The sequence below is a fragment of the Pseudarthrobacter sp. NS4 genome, from assembly GCF_024758005.1.
Lineage (GTDB): Bacteria > Actinomycetota > Actinomycetes > Actinomycetales > Micrococcaceae > Arthrobacter.
On the sequence record NZ_CP103288.1, the window covers coordinates 3,189,797 to 3,206,305 of the forward strand.

The 16,509-nt window shown below is 66.3% G+C and carries 16 protein-coding genes; 6 read left to right on the forward strand and 10 right to left on the reverse strand.

Features of this window, described 5'->3' with window-relative positions; translation table 11 throughout:
* Window positions 1-132: 132 nt before the first annotated feature.
* The 3 genes from NXY83_RS15085 to NXY83_RS15095 all read left to right on the forward strand — a co-directional run bounded on the left by NXY83_RS15085 (window position 133) and on the right by NXY83_RS15095 (window position 3,407).
* Window positions 133-1,425, forward strand: a complete 1,293-nt coding sequence (locus tag NXY83_RS15085) for a CynX/NimT family MFS transporter (RefSeq protein WP_397427345.1) — start codon at window positions 133-135, stop codon at window positions 1,423-1,425.
* A 6-nt stretch (window positions 1,426-1,431) separates the two neighbouring features.
* On the forward strand, window positions 1,432-2,112 hold the full coding sequence (locus NXY83_RS15090; RefSeq protein ID WP_258802999.1) for a FadR/GntR family transcriptional regulator: 681 nt from the start codon (window positions 1,432-1,434) through the stop codon (window positions 2,110-2,112).
* An 83-nt stretch (window positions 2,113-2,195) separates the two neighbouring features.
* Entirely contained in the window at window positions 2,196-3,407 is a 1,212-nt protein-coding gene (locus NXY83_RS15095) for an AI-2E family transporter (RefSeq protein WP_258803000.1), read from the forward strand.
* A 193-nt stretch (window positions 3,408-3,600) separates the two neighbouring features.
* Here NXY83_RS15095 and NXY83_RS15100 read toward each other — a convergent pair whose 3' ends face one another.
* Window positions 3,601-4,137, reverse strand: a complete 537-nt coding sequence (locus NXY83_RS15100; protein WP_258803001.1) for a hypothetical protein — start codon at window positions 4,135-4,137, stop codon at window positions 3,601-3,603.
* 156 nt (window positions 4,138-4,293) lie between these two features.
* Between NXY83_RS15100 and NXY83_RS15105 the strand changes: the two genes are divergently transcribed.
* Genes NXY83_RS15105 through NXY83_RS15115 form a run of 3 tightly spaced genes read left to right on the forward strand, consistent with a single transcriptional unit; the run spans window position 4,294 to window position 6,728 of the window.
* Window positions 4,294-4,584 (forward strand): hypothetical protein, encoded by a 291-nt coding sequence (locus NXY83_RS15105; RefSeq protein ID WP_258803002.1) that lies wholly within the window; start codon window positions 4,294-4,296, stop codon window positions 4,582-4,584.
* A 3-nt stretch (window positions 4,585-4,587) separates the two neighbouring features.
* Complete coding sequence (locus NXY83_RS15110) at window positions 4,588-5,415, forward strand: DUF1206 domain-containing protein (RefSeq protein WP_258803003.1); 828 nt, start codon at window positions 4,588-4,590, stop codon at window positions 5,413-5,415.
* A 29-nt stretch (window positions 5,416-5,444) separates the two neighbouring features.
* Complete coding sequence (locus tag NXY83_RS15115) at window positions 5,445-6,728, forward strand: SRPBCC family protein (RefSeq protein WP_258803004.1); 1,284 nt, start codon at window positions 5,445-5,447, stop codon at window positions 6,726-6,728.
* Between the two features lie 71 nt (window positions 6,729-6,799).
* Here the strand turns inward: NXY83_RS15115 and NXY83_RS15120 are convergent, their stop codons facing one another.
* The 9 genes from NXY83_RS15120 to NXY83_RS15160 all read right to left on the reverse strand — a co-directional run bounded on the left by NXY83_RS15120 (window position 6,800) and on the right by NXY83_RS15160 (window position 16,192).
* Window positions 6,800-8,266, reverse strand: coding sequence for an FAD-dependent oxidoreductase (locus tag NXY83_RS15120; RefSeq protein WP_258803005.1), 1,467 nt, complete (start codon window positions 8,264-8,266; stop codon window positions 6,800-6,802).
* Between the two features lie 32 nt (window positions 8,267-8,298).
* Window positions 8,299-9,555, reverse strand: a complete 1,257-nt coding sequence (cobA, locus tag NXY83_RS15125) for a uroporphyrinogen-III C-methyltransferase (protein ID WP_258803006.1) — start codon at window positions 9,553-9,555, stop codon at window positions 8,299-8,301.
* A gap of 74 nt (window positions 9,556-9,629) precedes the next feature.
* Complete coding sequence (locus tag NXY83_RS15130; protein WP_258803007.1) at window positions 9,630-10,082, reverse strand: SRPBCC family protein; 453 nt, start codon at window positions 10,080-10,082, stop codon at window positions 9,630-9,632.
* A gap of 41 nt (window positions 10,083-10,123) precedes the next feature.
* Window positions 10,124-11,065, reverse strand: a complete 942-nt coding sequence (locus NXY83_RS15135) for a PLP-dependent cysteine synthase family protein (protein WP_258803008.1) — start codon at window positions 11,063-11,065, stop codon at window positions 10,124-10,126.
* A 162-nt stretch (window positions 11,066-11,227) separates the two neighbouring features.
* Window positions 11,228-12,175, reverse strand: a complete 948-nt coding sequence (locus NXY83_RS15140; protein ID WP_258803009.1) for an ABC transporter permease — start codon at window positions 12,173-12,175, stop codon at window positions 11,228-11,230.
* Window positions 12,165-12,890 carry an ABC transporter ATP-binding protein gene (locus tag NXY83_RS15145; RefSeq protein ID WP_258803010.1) on the reverse strand — a complete coding sequence of 242 codons (726 nt, stop codon included), beginning with the start codon at window positions 12,888-12,890 and terminating at the stop codon, window positions 12,165-12,167. The genes NXY83_RS15140 and NXY83_RS15145 overlap by 11 nt, the downstream gene beginning before the upstream one ends.
* A 30-nt stretch (window positions 12,891-12,920) precedes the next feature.
* A complete protein-coding gene (locus tag NXY83_RS15150; RefSeq protein ID WP_258806261.1) occupies window positions 12,921-14,075 on the reverse strand; it encodes an ABC transporter substrate-binding protein in 1,155 nt (384 codons plus the stop codon).
* A 154-nt stretch (window positions 14,076-14,229) separates the two neighbouring features.
* Window positions 14,230-15,396 carry an RtcB family protein gene (locus NXY83_RS15155; RefSeq protein WP_258803012.1) on the reverse strand — a complete coding sequence of 389 codons (1,167 nt, stop codon included), beginning with the start codon at window positions 15,394-15,396 and terminating at the stop codon, window positions 14,230-14,232.
* 109 nt (window positions 15,397-15,505) lie between these two features.
* On the reverse strand, window positions 15,506-16,192 hold the full coding sequence (locus NXY83_RS15160) for a hypothetical protein (RefSeq protein WP_258803014.1): 687 nt from the start codon (window positions 16,190-16,192) through the stop codon (window positions 15,506-15,508).
* Window positions 16,193-16,509: the final 317 nt, after the last annotated feature.

A 16,509-nucleotide genomic window follows, 5' to 3' on the forward strand; every position in this document is an offset into this window, starting at 1 on the left:
ACCGGGCCGGGCGCCTTGCTGCCCGGACCTTCGCTGGCAGTCTATTGCGCAGTCTATTGCTCCAGGCCCGGAGCCGGGAGAGCTTGCCCACAAAACCCTAGACATCAAACGTCTAACCTTTACGCTTGAGTTATGCCCGCCACTCCACCGCCTGCAATCGCAAACCCCGCTTCCGCCGTACCCGCCGCACGCGTGCCGGCGCAGCAGCCTGCGGCAGTCGCGGCAATGAAGGCAAAGCCCAGGTCCGCCGTCGTCTTTGGTGTTGTTGCACTGGTGCTGATCGGGCTGAACCTGCGCGCAGGAATTACCGGGGCGTCCGCACTGCTGCATGACCTGCAGGCCGTGCTTGACTACGGACCGCTTGTCGCGGCCGTTATCCCGTCCATCCCCACCCTCTGCTTCGCCGTCGCCGGCGCAGGCACGTCCTGGCTCACCGGGCGGCTGGGCGTGGAGAAGGCCATCCTGCTGTCCCTGGCAATGCTGGCGGGCGGCCTCCTGCTGCGCGGCATTCCCGCCACCGGGATGCTGGTTGCGGGCAGCGTTATCGGGATGTCCGGGCTGGCCGTCTGCAATGTGGCCATGCCGTCCTTTATCCGTGAGCATTTCGCATCGCGGACCTCGCTGATGACCGCCCTCTACACGGTAACGATGACCACCGGAGCAACCGTGACCGCCGTCGCCGTGGTCCCCCTGGCGCAGGCGCTGGGATCGCCGTCCGCCGCGGTTGGGGCGATCGGGATTACGGCCGTCGCGGCATTCCTGGGATTCCTCCCGGTGGTGCTGCACGCGCACCGGAACAGCACGCACGGCACGTCGGGCAGGGTCTCGCCGTGGCCGCTGCTGCGGACCCGCAAAGGGCTGCTTCTTACTGCGATCTTCACTCTGCAGGCGCTGCTCGCCTACGCCCTGCTGAGCTGGTTCCCGTACATGCTCACCACCATGGGGCTCAGCGCCTCGGACAGTGGCCTGATGTTCGGGCTGATGCAGCTTGTCTCCGTCCCGGCCGGCATGATCCTGATCGCCATCGGGTCCCGCCCCCGGATGCTGCGCCCGGCGTTCTACCTGGTCAGCATCGTTATGGTCCTGGGGCTGGTGGCACTGCTGGCGCTGCCCGTGCAGCTTGCCTCCATTTCGGCCGTCCTGCTGGGTTTCGGCCTGGGAATCTTCCCGCTGGTGATGGTCATGATCAGCCGCAGCGGGGCGAGCACGGCTGAAACCACCGCACTGTCCACCCTGGCGCAGTCCTCCGGCTACCTGCTGGCGACTGCCGGACCTTTCGGGATGGGACTGCTGCACGGCGCCACCGGCGGCTGGACCCTGCCCCTTGCGCTGCTCCTGGTCCTGGCGTTGGTCCAGATTGTGGTGGCGCACCTGATCACAGGCTCCCCAATGACGGGCAAAGCCAACACCAGTGGAACGAAGTAGGACACCATGGCACTGATCCCCTCCACCCGCCCGCCGCTGGCCGACGAGGTCACCGCCAAACTGCGCGCCATGGTGCACTCCGGCGAGTGGCCGCTGAACCAGCGCATCCCCTCCGAGACTGAACTGATCGCGGGCCTCGGCGTTTCCCGCGGCACCCTTCGTGAAGCCATCAAGGCCCTCGCGCACAGCGGCATGCTGGAGGTCCGCCGCGGTGACGGGACCTATGTCCGTGCCACCAGCGAAATTTCCGGGGCCGCCCGGCGGATGTACCAGGACCATACGGAAAAACACATCCTGGAGGTCCGGCTGGGGCTGGACACCCAGGCGGCGCGGCTTGCTGCCAGGAATGCCACCGCCGACGACGTCGAGACCCTGCATGCACTCCTGGCCGAGCGGGACCAGGCATGGAAGGGCGCGGATTACGAGGGCTGGGCACGGGCCGACTGGGGCTTCCACGAGCGGGTGGCCCAGGCCTCCGGCAATCCCCTGCTGCACGAGCTGTACGTCAGCTTCGGACCAGCCCTCCACCAGGACCTCCTCACCCAGCAGCGCCGTCCGGGCTTCGAGGGGCTCCCGCGTGAAGGCCACGAAAATCTGCTGGCAGCCATCGAACGCCACGATGAAGATGCTGCCGTGGCCACTGTCAACCGGAACCTAAACTCCTGCGCGGAGTGGCTCGGCGCCTAATCAATCAGTAGGCTTACTATCTGACGTAGGTAGTTATGCCTGCCTGCACCCGCAGGCGGTGCAGCCGATGATGAGGAGTTCCCATGGCGCGATCCACACGCCTGACCGAACACGACCTGGGCAACGGGCGCCCACAGCCGCAGACTGCCGAGGTTCAGCCCGGACAGGCCCAGGTTCCTGCCAGGAAGACGCGGGAACCCAAGCCGCCCAGTGCCCTCTGGGGCGACGGGCTGGGCCGGGTTGGCATCCGCGCGGCCCAGATCCTGCTGATCCTGACTGTGGCCGTGGTGTCCGTCTATGCGCTGATGCAGATCAAGCTCCTGGTCATCCCCATCCTGATTGCGCTGATCCTGGCCGCCGCCATCGGCCCGTTCGTGAACATGCTCCGGCGCCGCGGGCTGCGCGGCGGGCTGGCCACCGGGATCGCGTTCATCGGACTGCTGCTGGTGCTGGGCGGGGTTTCAACCGTGATCTACTACTCCGTGCGGAACCAGTGGGGCGAGCTGGCAGCCCAGGCATCCTCCGGGCTGGATGAGTTTGAGCGGTTCCTGCTCACCGGCCCCATCCCCCTCGAGCAGGAGCAGTTGAACCAGGCACGGCAGGGAATCATTGAATTCGCCACCAGCAGCCAGGTCCGCTCCGGTGCCATCACCGGACTGTCCGTGGTCACCGAGTTTCTTGCAGGGGCAAGCCTCGTGGTGATCATCCTGTTCTTCTTCCTGAAGGACGGCGCCAAGATCTGGAACTTCTTCCTGCGCCCCTTCAAGGGGGAGCGCGAGGCAAAACTGCGCCGGGTCGGCAGCCGGACCCTTGAGGTCCTGGGCGGCTACGTCCGCGGCACCGCCATCGTGGCGCTGGTGGACACCGTAGCCATCGGCACCGCGCTGCTGATCCTGCAGGTTCCGCTCGCCATTCCTTTGGCCATCATTGTGTTCATCGGCGCCTTCATCCCCCTGGTCGGCGCCACCGTGGCAGGCATCCTCGCCGCGCTGGTGGCACTCGTGGCAAACGGGCCGGTGGTTGCCCTGATCGTGGTGGCGGTGGTCATCGCGGTCAACCAGCTCGAGGGCGATCTCCTGCAGCCCATCGTCATGGGCAAGTCCCTGCAGCTCCACGCGCTGGTGATCCTGATGGCACTGACCGCCGGCACCATCCTGGCAGGCATCGTTGGGGCGGTGCTGTCCGTCCCCCTGGCCGCCGTGGCATGGGCCATCATCCAGGTGTGGACAGCCGAGGATCCCAACATGGAGGACATGAACCCGGACCTGCCGCCCGCCGGCACCAAACCCACCTAGGGCTCTACCTTCAACCCACTTTCACGATTCGACACGCAAAATACCCGGCGCACCTGATATTTCAGGTGCGCCGGGTATTTTGCGCGTCGCCGGTAGCGTGCCCGTCAAACCGCATGCCCCACGCACGGCGGCGGCCCGGCACCTGGGTGCCGGACCGCCGTCGTACGCCTGGCGTTACCGCCTGCTGAACCGCCTAAGAGCGAAGGCCTGCGAAGACGTTCTTGGGCCGCTGCATCTCGCCGTGCTTGGCACCAAGGATGACCACCAGTCCGGCGAACGCCGGGATCGTCCACTGGAGCATCCGGAGCTGCTGCTGGGCGGCCTGCAGTTCCTCGGAAGCGCCCGGCCGGGGCTCCGTTGCACCTTCGGAGCCTTCCTCAGCGAGCTTCTCCACCTTCTTGCCCAGCATGCCGGAGTACAGTGTCACCCCGGCACCGGCCACCGTCACCAACGTCTTGATGACCGTATCCCGGGCCACGCCGTCCTGTTTGGCGATGCGTTCCTTGTTCTCGAGGGCGATGGCCAGGTCCGCCACCAGGTGCGAGGCGAACGCGGCCGTCTGGATAGGCGCCCACTTCATCCATCCGGCGCTGGAGAGCCGGGTCCGCTCAGAGGGGTCCTTGGCTTGCGCCGCTGCGCCGTTCAATCCGATGGCACCCATCAAGGATCCACCGAACCACGCCGCTGCCGTCAGATCGTGAACTGACCGGGCAATGAGATTTCCTGCCATGATGTGCATTCCTAACGTTGAACTGGTTCCGAGATGCCGCTGCTGCGGACTTCGCTTTCCGTGTCCCATCAAGGTCATGGTCCGCCTATGGTAAGCACACTTACTAATGTTACGAAAGCCCGTCTTTCGGGGGACGGACCGCGTAATATCGTCGCCATGGGAAATACAGGCACATTGTTCGGCTGGGCCTTCGGGGATCCCGCCCGTGAAGGTGAGGGTACGTATGTCGACGGGCTTCAGCGCGAGGCGCTGCGTAATGCCCGCGAGACTGCGGAAGCCAAAGGCGTAACCGTCGTCGCGGGCTCGGAGGTCTTCACGGTGCTGAGTGCAAACGAGTCCCTCGTGGAGCTGGACAACGCCCCCGGCCAGCTGGTGGTCCGCTGCACCGTACACGTCGAGGGACCCGGTGCGGAGAAGCTGCGTGCCGAAGGGCCCATGAACGGCTGACCGATGTCAAACGGCGACTTCACCCTCAGCCAGGCCGCGGACGCCATCGAGGAGGCTTCCAACCACAAGGTCCTGGACGTCCTGGCACGCGCCGGATTTGCCGTCATGGCCCTTCTTCACGTCATCGTGGGGTTCATTGCCGTGGCCGTTGCGTTCGGCCAGCCGGGCGAGGCGGAACCCACGGGAGCCATCGAGCAGCTGGCCGCCAACCCGTGGGGCCCATTCGTCATGTGGACGTGCGTGGCCGCGTGCGGCGGACTGTCGCTATGGCAGGCCAGTGAAGCCACGCTCCGCATGCGGGGCCGCCCCCGCAAGGAGCGCGTTGCCAAGCTGATTTCCTCAGGCTTCCTGGCCATCGCCTACGGCAGCGTCGGGCTCAGCTTCGCCGGTTTCGCCGTAGGGCTCCGGGGTGATTCCGGAGACAGCACCCGGGACTTCAGCGCGTCCCTGATGGCCAATCCGCTGGGGTTGTGGTTACTGGTGGCGCTGGGGCTGACCATTGTGGGCATCGGCATCTACTTTGTGGTGAAGGGTGTCCGGCGGAATTTCAAGGAAGAGCTCTTCCACTTCGACGGGACGCGGCGCGGCAGGATCATCGACACCCTGGGAGTGACGGGCCACGTCGCCAAGGGCATCGCCCTGAACCTCACCGGACTCCTGTTCGTGATTGCCGCCGCGAAACACAGCCCCGAGGAGTCCACGGGCCTCGACGGCAGCCTCAAAGCCCTTCGCGACCACCCCTTCGGCCCCTACCTGCTGGTGGCCATCGGGGCCGGCTTCATCGCCTATGGAATTTTTGCCTTGATCCGCTCGCGGTTCGGACGCATGTAGCTCCACCGGTTTACGGGTAGGAAGGAAACATGACCCAGCACCAGACAAGGGACCAGACAGCCGACGACGGCGGCAGCCGTATGGGAGCCGCCGGCACCAAAACAGCGGGCAATGCTTTCGCCGGGATGTTCCGGATACTCAAACTCGCGAGGCCTGACCGTCCCATCCACCCAAAGGGGCTGCGGCTCGCCGGAGAACTGGCCAGGACCGGCAACCCCTTCGAACCGAGCGGCCTGGACTGGCTCGACGCCACCGGGGTGGATCCGGTGGAGGCCAGGTTCTCGCGCTCCGTGGGACTGCCGCAGGCACTGCCGGACATCCTGGGGCTCGCCCTGCGCGTCACGCCGACACTGGACGCAACCGGCAGCCCGGGCGACGGCGGTCCGGCCGATGTCCTTTTCGCCTCCACCGGGTGGCGGCTTCCGGGACGGTTCCTGCTGCAGCCGCGGCTCGACGTCGACGGCGCCACCATGACCACCCTCATGCCGTACCGTGGCAGAAGAGGGCCCGTACTGCTGGGGCTGCGGACAGTCAGCCTGCCGCCAGGGTCGCTGTCCTCAGGGGAATGGGTGCTCGGACTGTACTGGGCCAGGCCGGCGGGACCGTGGCGGCAGTGCGGTGAGCTGCGGCTGCACGCCGGTTCCGAACCTGCCGACACTCCCCTTCGCTTTAACGCCCTCGAGAACCAGCCGCCCGGGGCACAGGCGTATGCCTGGACCCGCCGCCTGCGGGAGCGCTCCTACCGGGCGGCACAGCGGCCGGCCCCTGCCGCCGTCGGACGTTCCGCGGAACGCGCCCGCCCGGCAAAGAAACCAGCAGGAAAGCGTGCCGCCCGGAACCGGGCGCGCACCACCGCAACAGGAAGGAACTCCATGGCTACCGTGTCCCAGCTGTTCAACTCCCCCGCAGCCGATGTGTGGCGGGTGCTGGCCGACGGCTGGCTGTACTCCGGCTGGGTGGTGGGCACGTCCAGGATCCGGGCGGTGGACGACTCCTGGCCACAGGCCGGGGCCCGGCTTCACCACTCCGTAGGCGCCTGGCCCCTGGTGATTAACGACAGCACAAAGGTGGTTGCCGCTGACCACGGCCGCCGACTGGAAGTGATCGCGCGCGGCTGGCCAATGGGCGAAGCCAGGGTGGTGATCACCCTCGAGGACCGGGGCAGCCAGTGCCTGGTGACGATCGCCGAGGACGCCATCCGCGGCCCCGGCACCATGATGCCCAAACTCCTGCGGGACCCGATGATTTCGATGCGGAACCGTGAGACGCTCCGGCGGCTGGAACTGATGGCGGCCGGCGGCGCGGGCCGATAGTTAAACGCAGCGCGAGGTCACTTTCCGCTCAACGTACTGGGCGGAAGGTAACCTCGCGCTGTTGCATTGGGTTAGACCTGCGCGGCTACGCCGTCGCGGGAAATGGCAACCATGTCCTCGCGCGGCACCACCTTGATGCGCTCGCGCTTGACCTCTACACCGTGCGATCCGCCGGCCTCCGTGGCAGCGGCGCCCAGGGCGAGCTCGTGCGCGTCCAGGGACAGCCAGCCTTCCCAACTGGTGAACTTCACGCCGCGGGCGTCCAGGAGTTCGACGACGGCGTCAGCGTCGGGAACGCTGGCCACCGGAAGGTTTTCGCGGTCTTCGAGCAGGTACGTCACGGTTTCCAGGGCGTCGCCCTTCGTGTGGCCGATCAGGCCGACGGGTCCGCGCTTGATCCAGCCCGTGGCGTAGATACCGGGCACGTGGGCGCCGGAGGCGTCCAGGACGCGGCCGCCGTCGTTCGGGATGACGCCCTTCTTGTGGTCGAACTCGATCTCCGGCAGGGCGGAGCCGAAGTAGCCGATGGCGCGGTACACAGCCTGGACCGGGTAGTCCACGAGCTCGCCGGTGCCGCGGGCGTTGCCCGTGCCGTCCAGTTCGGTGCGCTCAAACTTGATGCCGGCAACCTTGCCCGGCGTCTCGGGGTCGTCATAGATCTCCACCGGGCTGTGCAGGAAGTGCAGGTGCAGGCGGCGGGAAGCCTTGAGTTCGGAGAGGTCCTCGGGCTGCTCGGCGATCCAGTTGGTGAGCGTTCCGACCATGGTCTTGGTCTGGTTGTTCGTCTGGATCTGGCGGTCGGATTCCTCGTCGAACTCGAAGTCCTCCGGGTACAGGATGATGTCCACGTCCTTGGAGTGGGACAGCTCGCGCAGCTCCAGCGGGGTGAACTTGACCTGGGCGGGGCCCCGGCGGCCGAAGACGTGCACGTCGGTGACGGGCGAGGCCTTCAGGCCGGCGTAAACGTTGTCCGGAATCTCGGAAACGAGCAGGTCGTCGGCGTGCTTGGACAGGACCCGGGCAACGTCCAGCGCCACGTTGCCGTTGCCGATGACGGCGATTTCCTTGGCGTCGAGGGGCCATTCGCGGGGCACGTCGGGGTGGCCGTCGTACCAGGAGACGAAGTCGGCGCCGCCGTAGGAGCCCTCGAGCTCGATGCCGGGGATGTTGAGGTCCGCATCCTTGATGGCACCGGTTGCGAAGATCACGGCGTCGTAGTGGGTGCGGAGGTCCTCGATGGTGACGTCGGTACCGTAGTCCACGTTTCCGAAGAACCGGATGTCGCCGCGGTCAAGGACTTTGTGCAGGGCGTTGACGATGCCCTTGATGCGGGGGTGGTCCGGGGCAACGCCGTAACGGATCAGGCCGTAGGGTGCCGGGTAGCGGTCAAAAAGGTCGATGCTCACGGTCAGCTCGCCGCTCTTGACGGCTTCGCTCTTGGTGAGGATGTCCGCGGCGTAGACGCCGGCCGGGCCGGAGCCCACGACGGCGACGCGCAGCGGACGTTCGGCAGAACCTACGGGGGTGCTTGATGACACGGCTGTGTTCCTTTTTCTTCGGTCCGTGGGGGCTAGGTGGTGAGGACTCGGGGCTTGTTCGGGGTGGTGGTGCTGTAGTCAGCGGTCTTGAAGTGCGACGGCGCGAACGGGCTCACGCGCACAACGTCACCGATGACAATCACTGCGGGGCTTGCGACGCCGGCGGCCTCCGCCTGGTCCGCAATGGAACCGAGCGTGCCGATGGTGACGCGCTGGTCCGGCAAATAGCCGTTTTCCACAATACCAACCGGAGTGCCACTGGGCAGGCCGGCTTTGCCGAGAGCGGACGTCGATTCGCGGAGCTGGCCGACGCCCATCAGCAGGACGATCGTGTGGTCGGCGCGGGCCGGAACCTCGGACAGTTCCTCATGACCGGTGACCACGCTGAAGCCCTTGGCCAGGCCCCGGTGGGTCACGGGAATGCCCGCGGCGGCCGGTACAGAAATCGCCGAGGTGACGCCGGAAACAACTTCGACCTCCACGCCGTGCCGGCGGCAGTATTCAGCTTCCTCGCCGCCGCGGCCCAGGACGTACGGGTCGCCGCCCTTGAGCCGGACCACGCGATGGCCGTTCAGTGCTTCTTCGACGAGGATGCGGTTGATCTCAGCCTGCGGCACGGGGTGGTGGCCCGGGGTCTTGCCGACCTCGATGATCCGGACGTCGGGAGCGAGTTCATTCAGGAGTTCGCGGGGGCCGAGCCTGTCGGCGACCACGACGTCGGCCTGGCCCAGGAGACGGCGGCCGCGGACGGTGATGAGGCCGGTATCGCCGGGGCCGCCGCCAACCAGCGCAACGGACCCGCGGTGGGCGCGGCGGCGGCGCAGCGGAAGATCTCCTGTTTCCAGTGCGGTAGCAACGGCGTCGCGCACTGCCATGGCACGGCGCGGGTCTCCCCCGGCATTGACAGCGATCTTGACGTCGTCCACCTCGGCGACGGCGGGGGTCCAGGCGGCGGAGGCTTCATGGTCGGAGGCGTTGACGCACCAGATGCGCTGCGCCTCGGCGTCGGCCGAAACCTGGGCGTCCACGGCGGAATCGCCGGTGGCGGTCTGGACGAACCAGGCGCCGTCAACGTCGGACGGAAGGTAGGGCCGCGCCTGCCAGGTGAGGAGGCCGGCGTCGGCCAGTTCCCGGAGCGCGGGAGAGGCAACGGGAGCCACGACGGTGACCCGTGCACCGGCGTCGAGCAGACCCTTGGCGCGGCGTGCGGCAACGGGGCCGCCGCCCACCACCAGCACAGGGCGGCCGAGCAGCCGCAGCGCTGTGGGGTAGATATCCTGAATTGCCATGAATCAACGGTAGGGCCGCGTCACAATCGCCAACAAAGGCCGAGCAACACCAGTTCACGTAAGGTAACGCTGCGTCACATAGCCGGCTGGCCCGCGAGGAACCTGCCGCGGGCAGCGATAAGGCGGTGCAAGTAGGGGCCCAGGACCAGTTTCCCAGCTACGCGCCCCAGGAACCCGAACGGCGCGGTGAACTCCACCCGGTCCGTCATGACGCTGCCGCCGGGCGTGGCCTCGAATTCATGGACGTGGCGGAAGGACCTGAACGGGCCCCGGACCTGCTCGTCCACAAAACTCCTGGGGTAGTCGAAGGCTGTGATGCGGCTGGTCATGGTGAGTGGAAGCCCGAAATGCCGGGCCCGCCACGTGACCTCCTGGCCCTCACCGATCAGTCCGCTCATTACGCCGGCTACAGCCCGCTCGCCGGAGCCTTCCTGGGACTCCACGTGGACGTCGACGCTGCGGGCCAGGTCAAAGAGCCGTTCCTGCGGAAGGGGGCTTTCGGTTCGGCACACAAAGCTGGCGGTCATCGCGTCAGTCTTTCAGATCGCCTGGCGGCCAGGCCTGCGGCCTATCCGTAGAGGCCTGTGCTCAGATAGCGGAAACCGGAGTCGACCACCACGGTGACGACAGTCGCGTCAGGGCCGAGCTGTTCAGCCGTCCGCAGCGCCGCAACAACGTTCCCGCCTGAGGAAGTCCCCGCAAAGATTCCTTCTTCACGGGCAAGGCGCCGGCTCATCGCCATCGCTTCATCGGAGGAGACCCGTTCAATTACGTCAACCTCAGCGGGCTCCCATAGCGGGGGCACGAAGCCGATACCGGTCCCTTCAATCCGGTGCGACCCGGTCGGGTCTCCTGAGAGCACAGCGGATTCGGCGGGCTCAACGGCGACAACACGGAGGCCGGGAAGATGCCCGCGCAGGCCCCGCGCCGTGCCGTGGATCGAGTGGGCGGTCCCGACAAACTGGACAAAGGCGTTCACCCGCCCATAGGACTGCTGCCAGATCTCCTCGCCCAGGGCCAAGTACCCGTTGATGGCGTCGCGGTTGTTGAGCTGGTCGCAGGCCCAATGGCCCGGCCGCCCGCTCAGTTCCCCGGCCCGGGCGATCATGGCCTTGATCAGCTGTTCAGTGATTCGCCCATGGTCGCTTGGCACATCCTCGACCGTTGCCCCCAAGGCCTCCATGGTGCGGCGTTTTTCATTGCTGAAGGCGTCCGAGAAAACGACATGCAGCCGGTAGCCCTTGGCTGCGCAGACCAAGGCGAGCGAGATGCCCGTTGTCCCTGCGGTGTACTCGACGACAGTGTCCCCCGGGCTGATGTCACCGCGGGCTTCTGCGGCTTTGATCGCAGCCACGGCCATCCTGTCCTTCATGCTCCCCGTGGGGTTCGCAAACTCCAGTTTCGCGAACACTCGCGCTGACCCCGGCGGCACCACTTTCCGCAGCTCAATCAATGGCGTGGAACCAATCCCCGCCAGTATGCCTTCGCCTGACTCCACCGCACGTCCCATGGGTCCGCCTCACGCTCAGCGCCAGCCCGGTCCCGGGAGGTTGCCGGACACGATTCAAGGTATACCTCGCTGGACAGGGGCGCCAGTGGCCGGCTTCAAGCCAGCAAAGCCCGACGGCGGGTGTCGCCGTCGGGCTTTGGGGATGCTTCGGCTGCAGGTGCTTTAGCGGGTGCTGCCGGCGAGGAGGCCGCGGCTGCGGAGCAGTCGCTTCTCGATGGGGCCGAACACCAGCAGTTCGATCAGGATGCCGACGGCGAGGATCAGCAGGATTGCCGACATCACCACGGTCATGTCGGACAGGATGCGGCCCTGGTCCAGCAAGGAGCCCAGGCCGAAGCCTATGGTGCCGCCCACGGCGATGATTTCCGCGGCCATGAGTGAGCGCCAGGAGAAAGCCCAGCCCTGCTTCAGCCCGCCCAGGTATCCGGGCAGGGCTGCGGGAAGGATGATCTGCAGCGCCATCTCCAGCCGGGAGGCGCCCAGGACGGTTCCCACGCGCCGGTACTGCGGCGGGATTTGGTCGACGCCGGAGATCAGCCCGTTGATGATGGACGGGATGGCGCCCATGAACACCACGAAGTACACGGTGGCGTCGGTGAGGCCGAACCAGATGATGGCGGCCGGGACCCACGCGACCGAGGGCAGGACCTGGAGGCCGGAGATCAGCGGGCCGAACGCGCGGCGCAGTGGAGCCACCTGTGCAAGCAGGAGGCCTACGGGGGTGGCGATGGCCACGCTGATCAGGAAGCCCACCAGGCCGCGCTGCAGCGAAGTCCAGACGGCTTCCTGGAGCTTGCCCTCGTTCCACAGGACGCCCATCTGTGTTGCGACGTCCAGCGGGCCGGGAACCAGGTCGCGCCTTTTCAGGCCGAGCGAGACGTAGAACTGCCAGGCCAGCACCAGTACTGCCAGGGCGGCGATGGGCAGCAGAATGCGGCTCCAGTCGATCCGGTTCTTGCGGGCGGCGTCGGACTGCAGGGAGTCGAGCCCGGATTCCAGCTCCCGCAGGTCCTCGTTCCCGGTGGAAGTCCGGGTGAGCGCGGCATGGATGTGCCGGGGTTCGGTGGGTTCGGAAGGGGCTTCGGCGAGCGGTGTCTGGTTACTTGGCATGGCGGCGGATCTCCTCCCGGAGCCGGGCGGTGATGACCCCGGTCAGCTGGCCGGCGAGCCCGGCGTCGGTACGGTGTTCCTCGGTGACGTCCCATTCCTGGACGACGCGCCCGGGGCGGGAGGACAACAGCAGCACGCGCTGGCCCAGCCGCACGGCCTCACGGACGTTGTGGGTCACGAAGACAATGGTGCGCCCTGTTTCCTTCCAGATGCGCTCCAGTTCGTCGTGCAGGAGGTCGCGGGTGATGGCATCAAGGGCGGCGAAGGGCTCGTCCATGAGCAGCAGCTGCCGGTCCTGCGCCAGGGATCTGGCCAGGGACACGCGCTGCCGCATGCCGCCGGACAGCTCGTGCGGGCGCTTGTCCCCCGCCACACCCAGGTGCACCAGTTCCAGGAGCTCCTGCGCCTTGGCCTTGCGCTCGGCCTTGCCCACGCCGCGGAGTTTCAGGGCAAGTTCAATGTTCTCGCGGGCTGTCAGCCAGGGGAACAACGCGGCGTCCTGGAACATGAACGCGGCACCGTCGCTGGGCACTTCCAAAGCGCCCGACGACGGCGGCTCCAGTCCCGCGATGATGTTCAGCAGGGTGGATTTGCCGCAGCCGGAGGCACCGAGGAGGGCGACGAACTCGCCCTTCCCGATGGTGGCGTTGACGTCGTCCAGTACCGGGGCGCCGTCGCCGAAGCGCTTGCCCAGGTGTTCCAGTACGACTGGCATGGTGCCGTCCTTAAGTTGTGATGGGTGGGATCAGTCCTGGCCGAGGCCGGCTGCTGAAAGCTTGGTGCTGGCGCCCTGGCCGGCAGGGTTTTCGCCGGCGGCGACCCCGTTGAGCATGCGGAGGTCGAACAGTCCGTTGATATCGGCCTGCTTGGTGGTGCCGGCCTCGACGCCGTCCTGCAGCAGCCGGGGGTAGCTTCCGGCCAGCGGATCCAGGGTGAAGGTGATGTTGGAAAGGGAGCGGGCCAGGACGTCGTCGGCAAGGGCAGCACCGGCGGATTCCTGCAGGGATGCGTTGATAAGGGCAGCCTTTTCCGCGGCAGGCGCCTGGTTCAGCCAGGCCACGGACTTGGCGTGGCCGGCCAGGAGCGCCTTAACCGTCTCCGGGTGGGCGGCGGCAAACTTCCGGTTCACGATCAGGACGGTGGTGGGGAATTCGCCGGGCTTGCCGGTGCCGCTTCCATCCCACAGGTCTTTTTCATCGACCAGTACTTTCGCTCCGGCCTGGAGCACCAGCCGGGAGGCCCAGGGCTCGGGCAGCCACGCGCCGTCGAGCTTTCCGTCCTGGAACAGCTTCAGGGACTGCGCGTTCTCGGTGGGGTTGATGGCCACGTCGCCGCTGCCGTCCACGTTGGTCTTGTAGCCCTGGTCCGCGAGCCAGGCGCGGAGGGCCACGTCCTGGGTGCCGCCGAGTTGCGGGGACGCGAGGGTCTTGCCGTTGAGGTCGGCGGCCGAGCTGATATCCGGCTTCACCACCAGCTGCGCACCACCCGCGGCGGCCCCGGCGATGATCTTCACGGACTGGCCCTGGCTCTTGACGAAGGAGTTGATTGCGGGGTTGGGTCCGATGTATGCGGCGTCTATCGCGCCCGCGTTCAGCGCCTCAATGGCGGCGGGCCCGGCGTTGAAAGTCTCAGTGCTGAGCGCGGTGCTTCCCAGGCTTTCGGCGAAGAAGCCCTGCTTGATACCCACCAGCGCCGCCGCGTGCGTGACGTTGCCGAAGTAGCCCAGCTTCAGCTCAGCTGCGGGGGTGGGTTCGACGGCCTGCGCCTCAGTGTTACGGGAAACAGTGGAGGCCACCACGGCGCCCACCACGATCAGGAGGACCAGCCCGATGGCCAGGGCGGCCTCGATGGCACGCTTGCGCTTGGGAACCGCGCTTTCGCCTGCCACGATGCGGGTCATCCCGGGCTTGGAACTAGTCATTGTTTCACCATAGGGAGTGGCCCAAACCCATTCAACGAAGCGGAAACGGGGGGTCACGCAGGTTCATCCAGCGTCACATTTGGACCCGCGGACCCGCAAGTGGGGCTGCTTCGCCCGGCTGCCCTTGACGCGCTCAGTTTCCTTTGACATTAACCAGCTGCCGCAGTTTGTGCCTGATGGCCACCAGGTCCCGGGCGTCGGCCATGACCTGGTCGATGGGTTTGTAGGCCGCGGGAATCTCGTCAATAAAAGCCTCCGAGGCCCGGAACTCTATCCCGCGCATGGCCTTCTTCAGCTCCTCCAGGGAGAACGCTTTACGGGCTGCGTTGCGCGAATACTCCCGGCCGGCGCCGTGCGGAGAGGAATTCAGCGACGCCGGGTTGCCCAGGCCCTCCACCACGTACGACGCCGTCCCCATGGATCCGGGGATGAGTCCGGGGTCGCCGTGCTCGGCTTTGATGGCGCCCTTGCGGGATACCCAGACGGATTTGCCGTAGTGCGTCTCCTGCTGGGTGAAGTTGTGGTGGCAGTTGATCCGTTCGAGTTCCTGCACCGGGCCGCCCACCCAGTTGCCGAACTGAGTGCTCACGCGGTCCATCATTTCTTCGCGGTTCAGGAGGGCAAAGTGCTGGGCCCACCGCAGCTCCGCGATGTACCGGTCGAACTGGGGCGTGCCCTCCTCCAGGTAGGCGAGGTCCGGGTCGGGCAGGTAGACCTTGTTTTTGGTCACCACGTGCTGCGCGACGCCGATGTGGTGCTGGGCGATCTTGTTCCCGATGCCACGGGAACCGGAGTGGAGGAACAGCCACACAGCGTCGGTCTCGTCCGCGCAGACCTCGATGAAATGGTTGCCCGAACCCAGGGAGCCCAGCTGGAGGTCCCACTTTTCCACGTACTGGCCGGGGTTGAACCCCGCTTTCGCTGCCAGTCTCCTCAGCTCCGCAATTCTCGGCTCTGCAGTGGCAAGCACTTTCCTGTTGTTGTGCCCGGCGGACAGTGGAATGGCCCGCTCGATGCCCTCCCGCAGCTTCTTCCGGTCTTTGGGCAGTTCCTTCAGCGGGTACTGGGTCCGGACGGAGATCATGCCGCAGCCAATATCCACCCCCACGGCAGCCGGCATGATCGCGTGCAGGGTGGGAATCACCGAGCCCACGGTGGCGCCTCTTCCCAGGTGCGCGTCGGGCATTAGGGCCAGGTGCGGATAGATGAACGGCAGCTTTGAAGTCTTCACCGCCTGCTCCCGGGTCTGGGCGTCAAGGATCGAGGCCCAGTTCAGCAGCTTGCCGTTGATGGTCTCCACGGTCCGCCTTCCGCCACGTGATGAGGATTAACGTGGTTCCAAGGCTAACCCCGGCCCCGCTTACGGAGCTGTGAACAAGCAACGGTTTCGAATACGGACCGGGTGGAACTTACGTCCTCCGGTGCACCCGGCGACGTGCATCCCGGGCTCCTGGCTCCAGCTGCGGCTGCCGCAGGAGGCGCAGGTTGAACCAACAGAACAGGGCCAGCCCCATGTACAGGGACAGCTCCATCGCTTCGGCATATTCCGAGATCACATAATTAGGCGTCGGCCACACCAGCAGGCGGAAGAGGCGATAACCGGCGGCCAGCAGGAAGGCAGGCACCAGACACAGCGGAGGGACCAGCAGTCGCATGGACGCAAGATGCCGCCACCGTTTGCCCACCGCCGCCCACACCAGTGGTGCACAGACGCCGTACAGGCTGGCAACGAGCATGGCAGGGGGGATCAGCTCCATCACGCCCCGGATGTTGTGCACAGTGGTCTCCCCCTGGCGGTTGACCGCTGCCATGTCTTCGGGTGTGTCCCAGCCGAAGATGCGCTGGCCCCAGGAGATCTCCTCGCCCGTAAGAAACCAGACGCCGAGCGTGACCAGGCCGTAAAGCAGTGCCATGCCCTTGAGTCCCATACTCAGCAGGCGGATCGTAATGAGGGGCAGGAAAATGCTTGCGCCCAGCAGGCAGAGGAACTGGAGCCATTCAACCAGGGAGTCCTCGCTGACGAGCCAGAGATAGAAGTCCCTGAAGGGAACAGTGGCCGCAACGACGACGGTGAGCACAAAGGGGATCAGGGCCAATACCGTGGCTTGGCACAGGGGAATTCTCCAAGCCTGGGAATCACTTCTGAAATGCTCAGCCGCGCGCGTGTACCACCGATGTTCTTTTGATCCCTTCACGGTACTCCTCGACCGGTCCGCCTCAACGCTGTCGTGTCCAGGTCCCCAAGGAAGCTGGTGCCCCTGCTGACCATTAACCTCCGGTGCTGCAGCAGGCCGCACGAGTAGCGAGTACTTGGATTTTGACGGGAACGGCACTTGGAGACGACAAAACCGCGGCTTGTTTGCGAAGCCGGGCCGTGATGGTCCGGATCTGCGTACAAGCCGCGGTTTCGCGG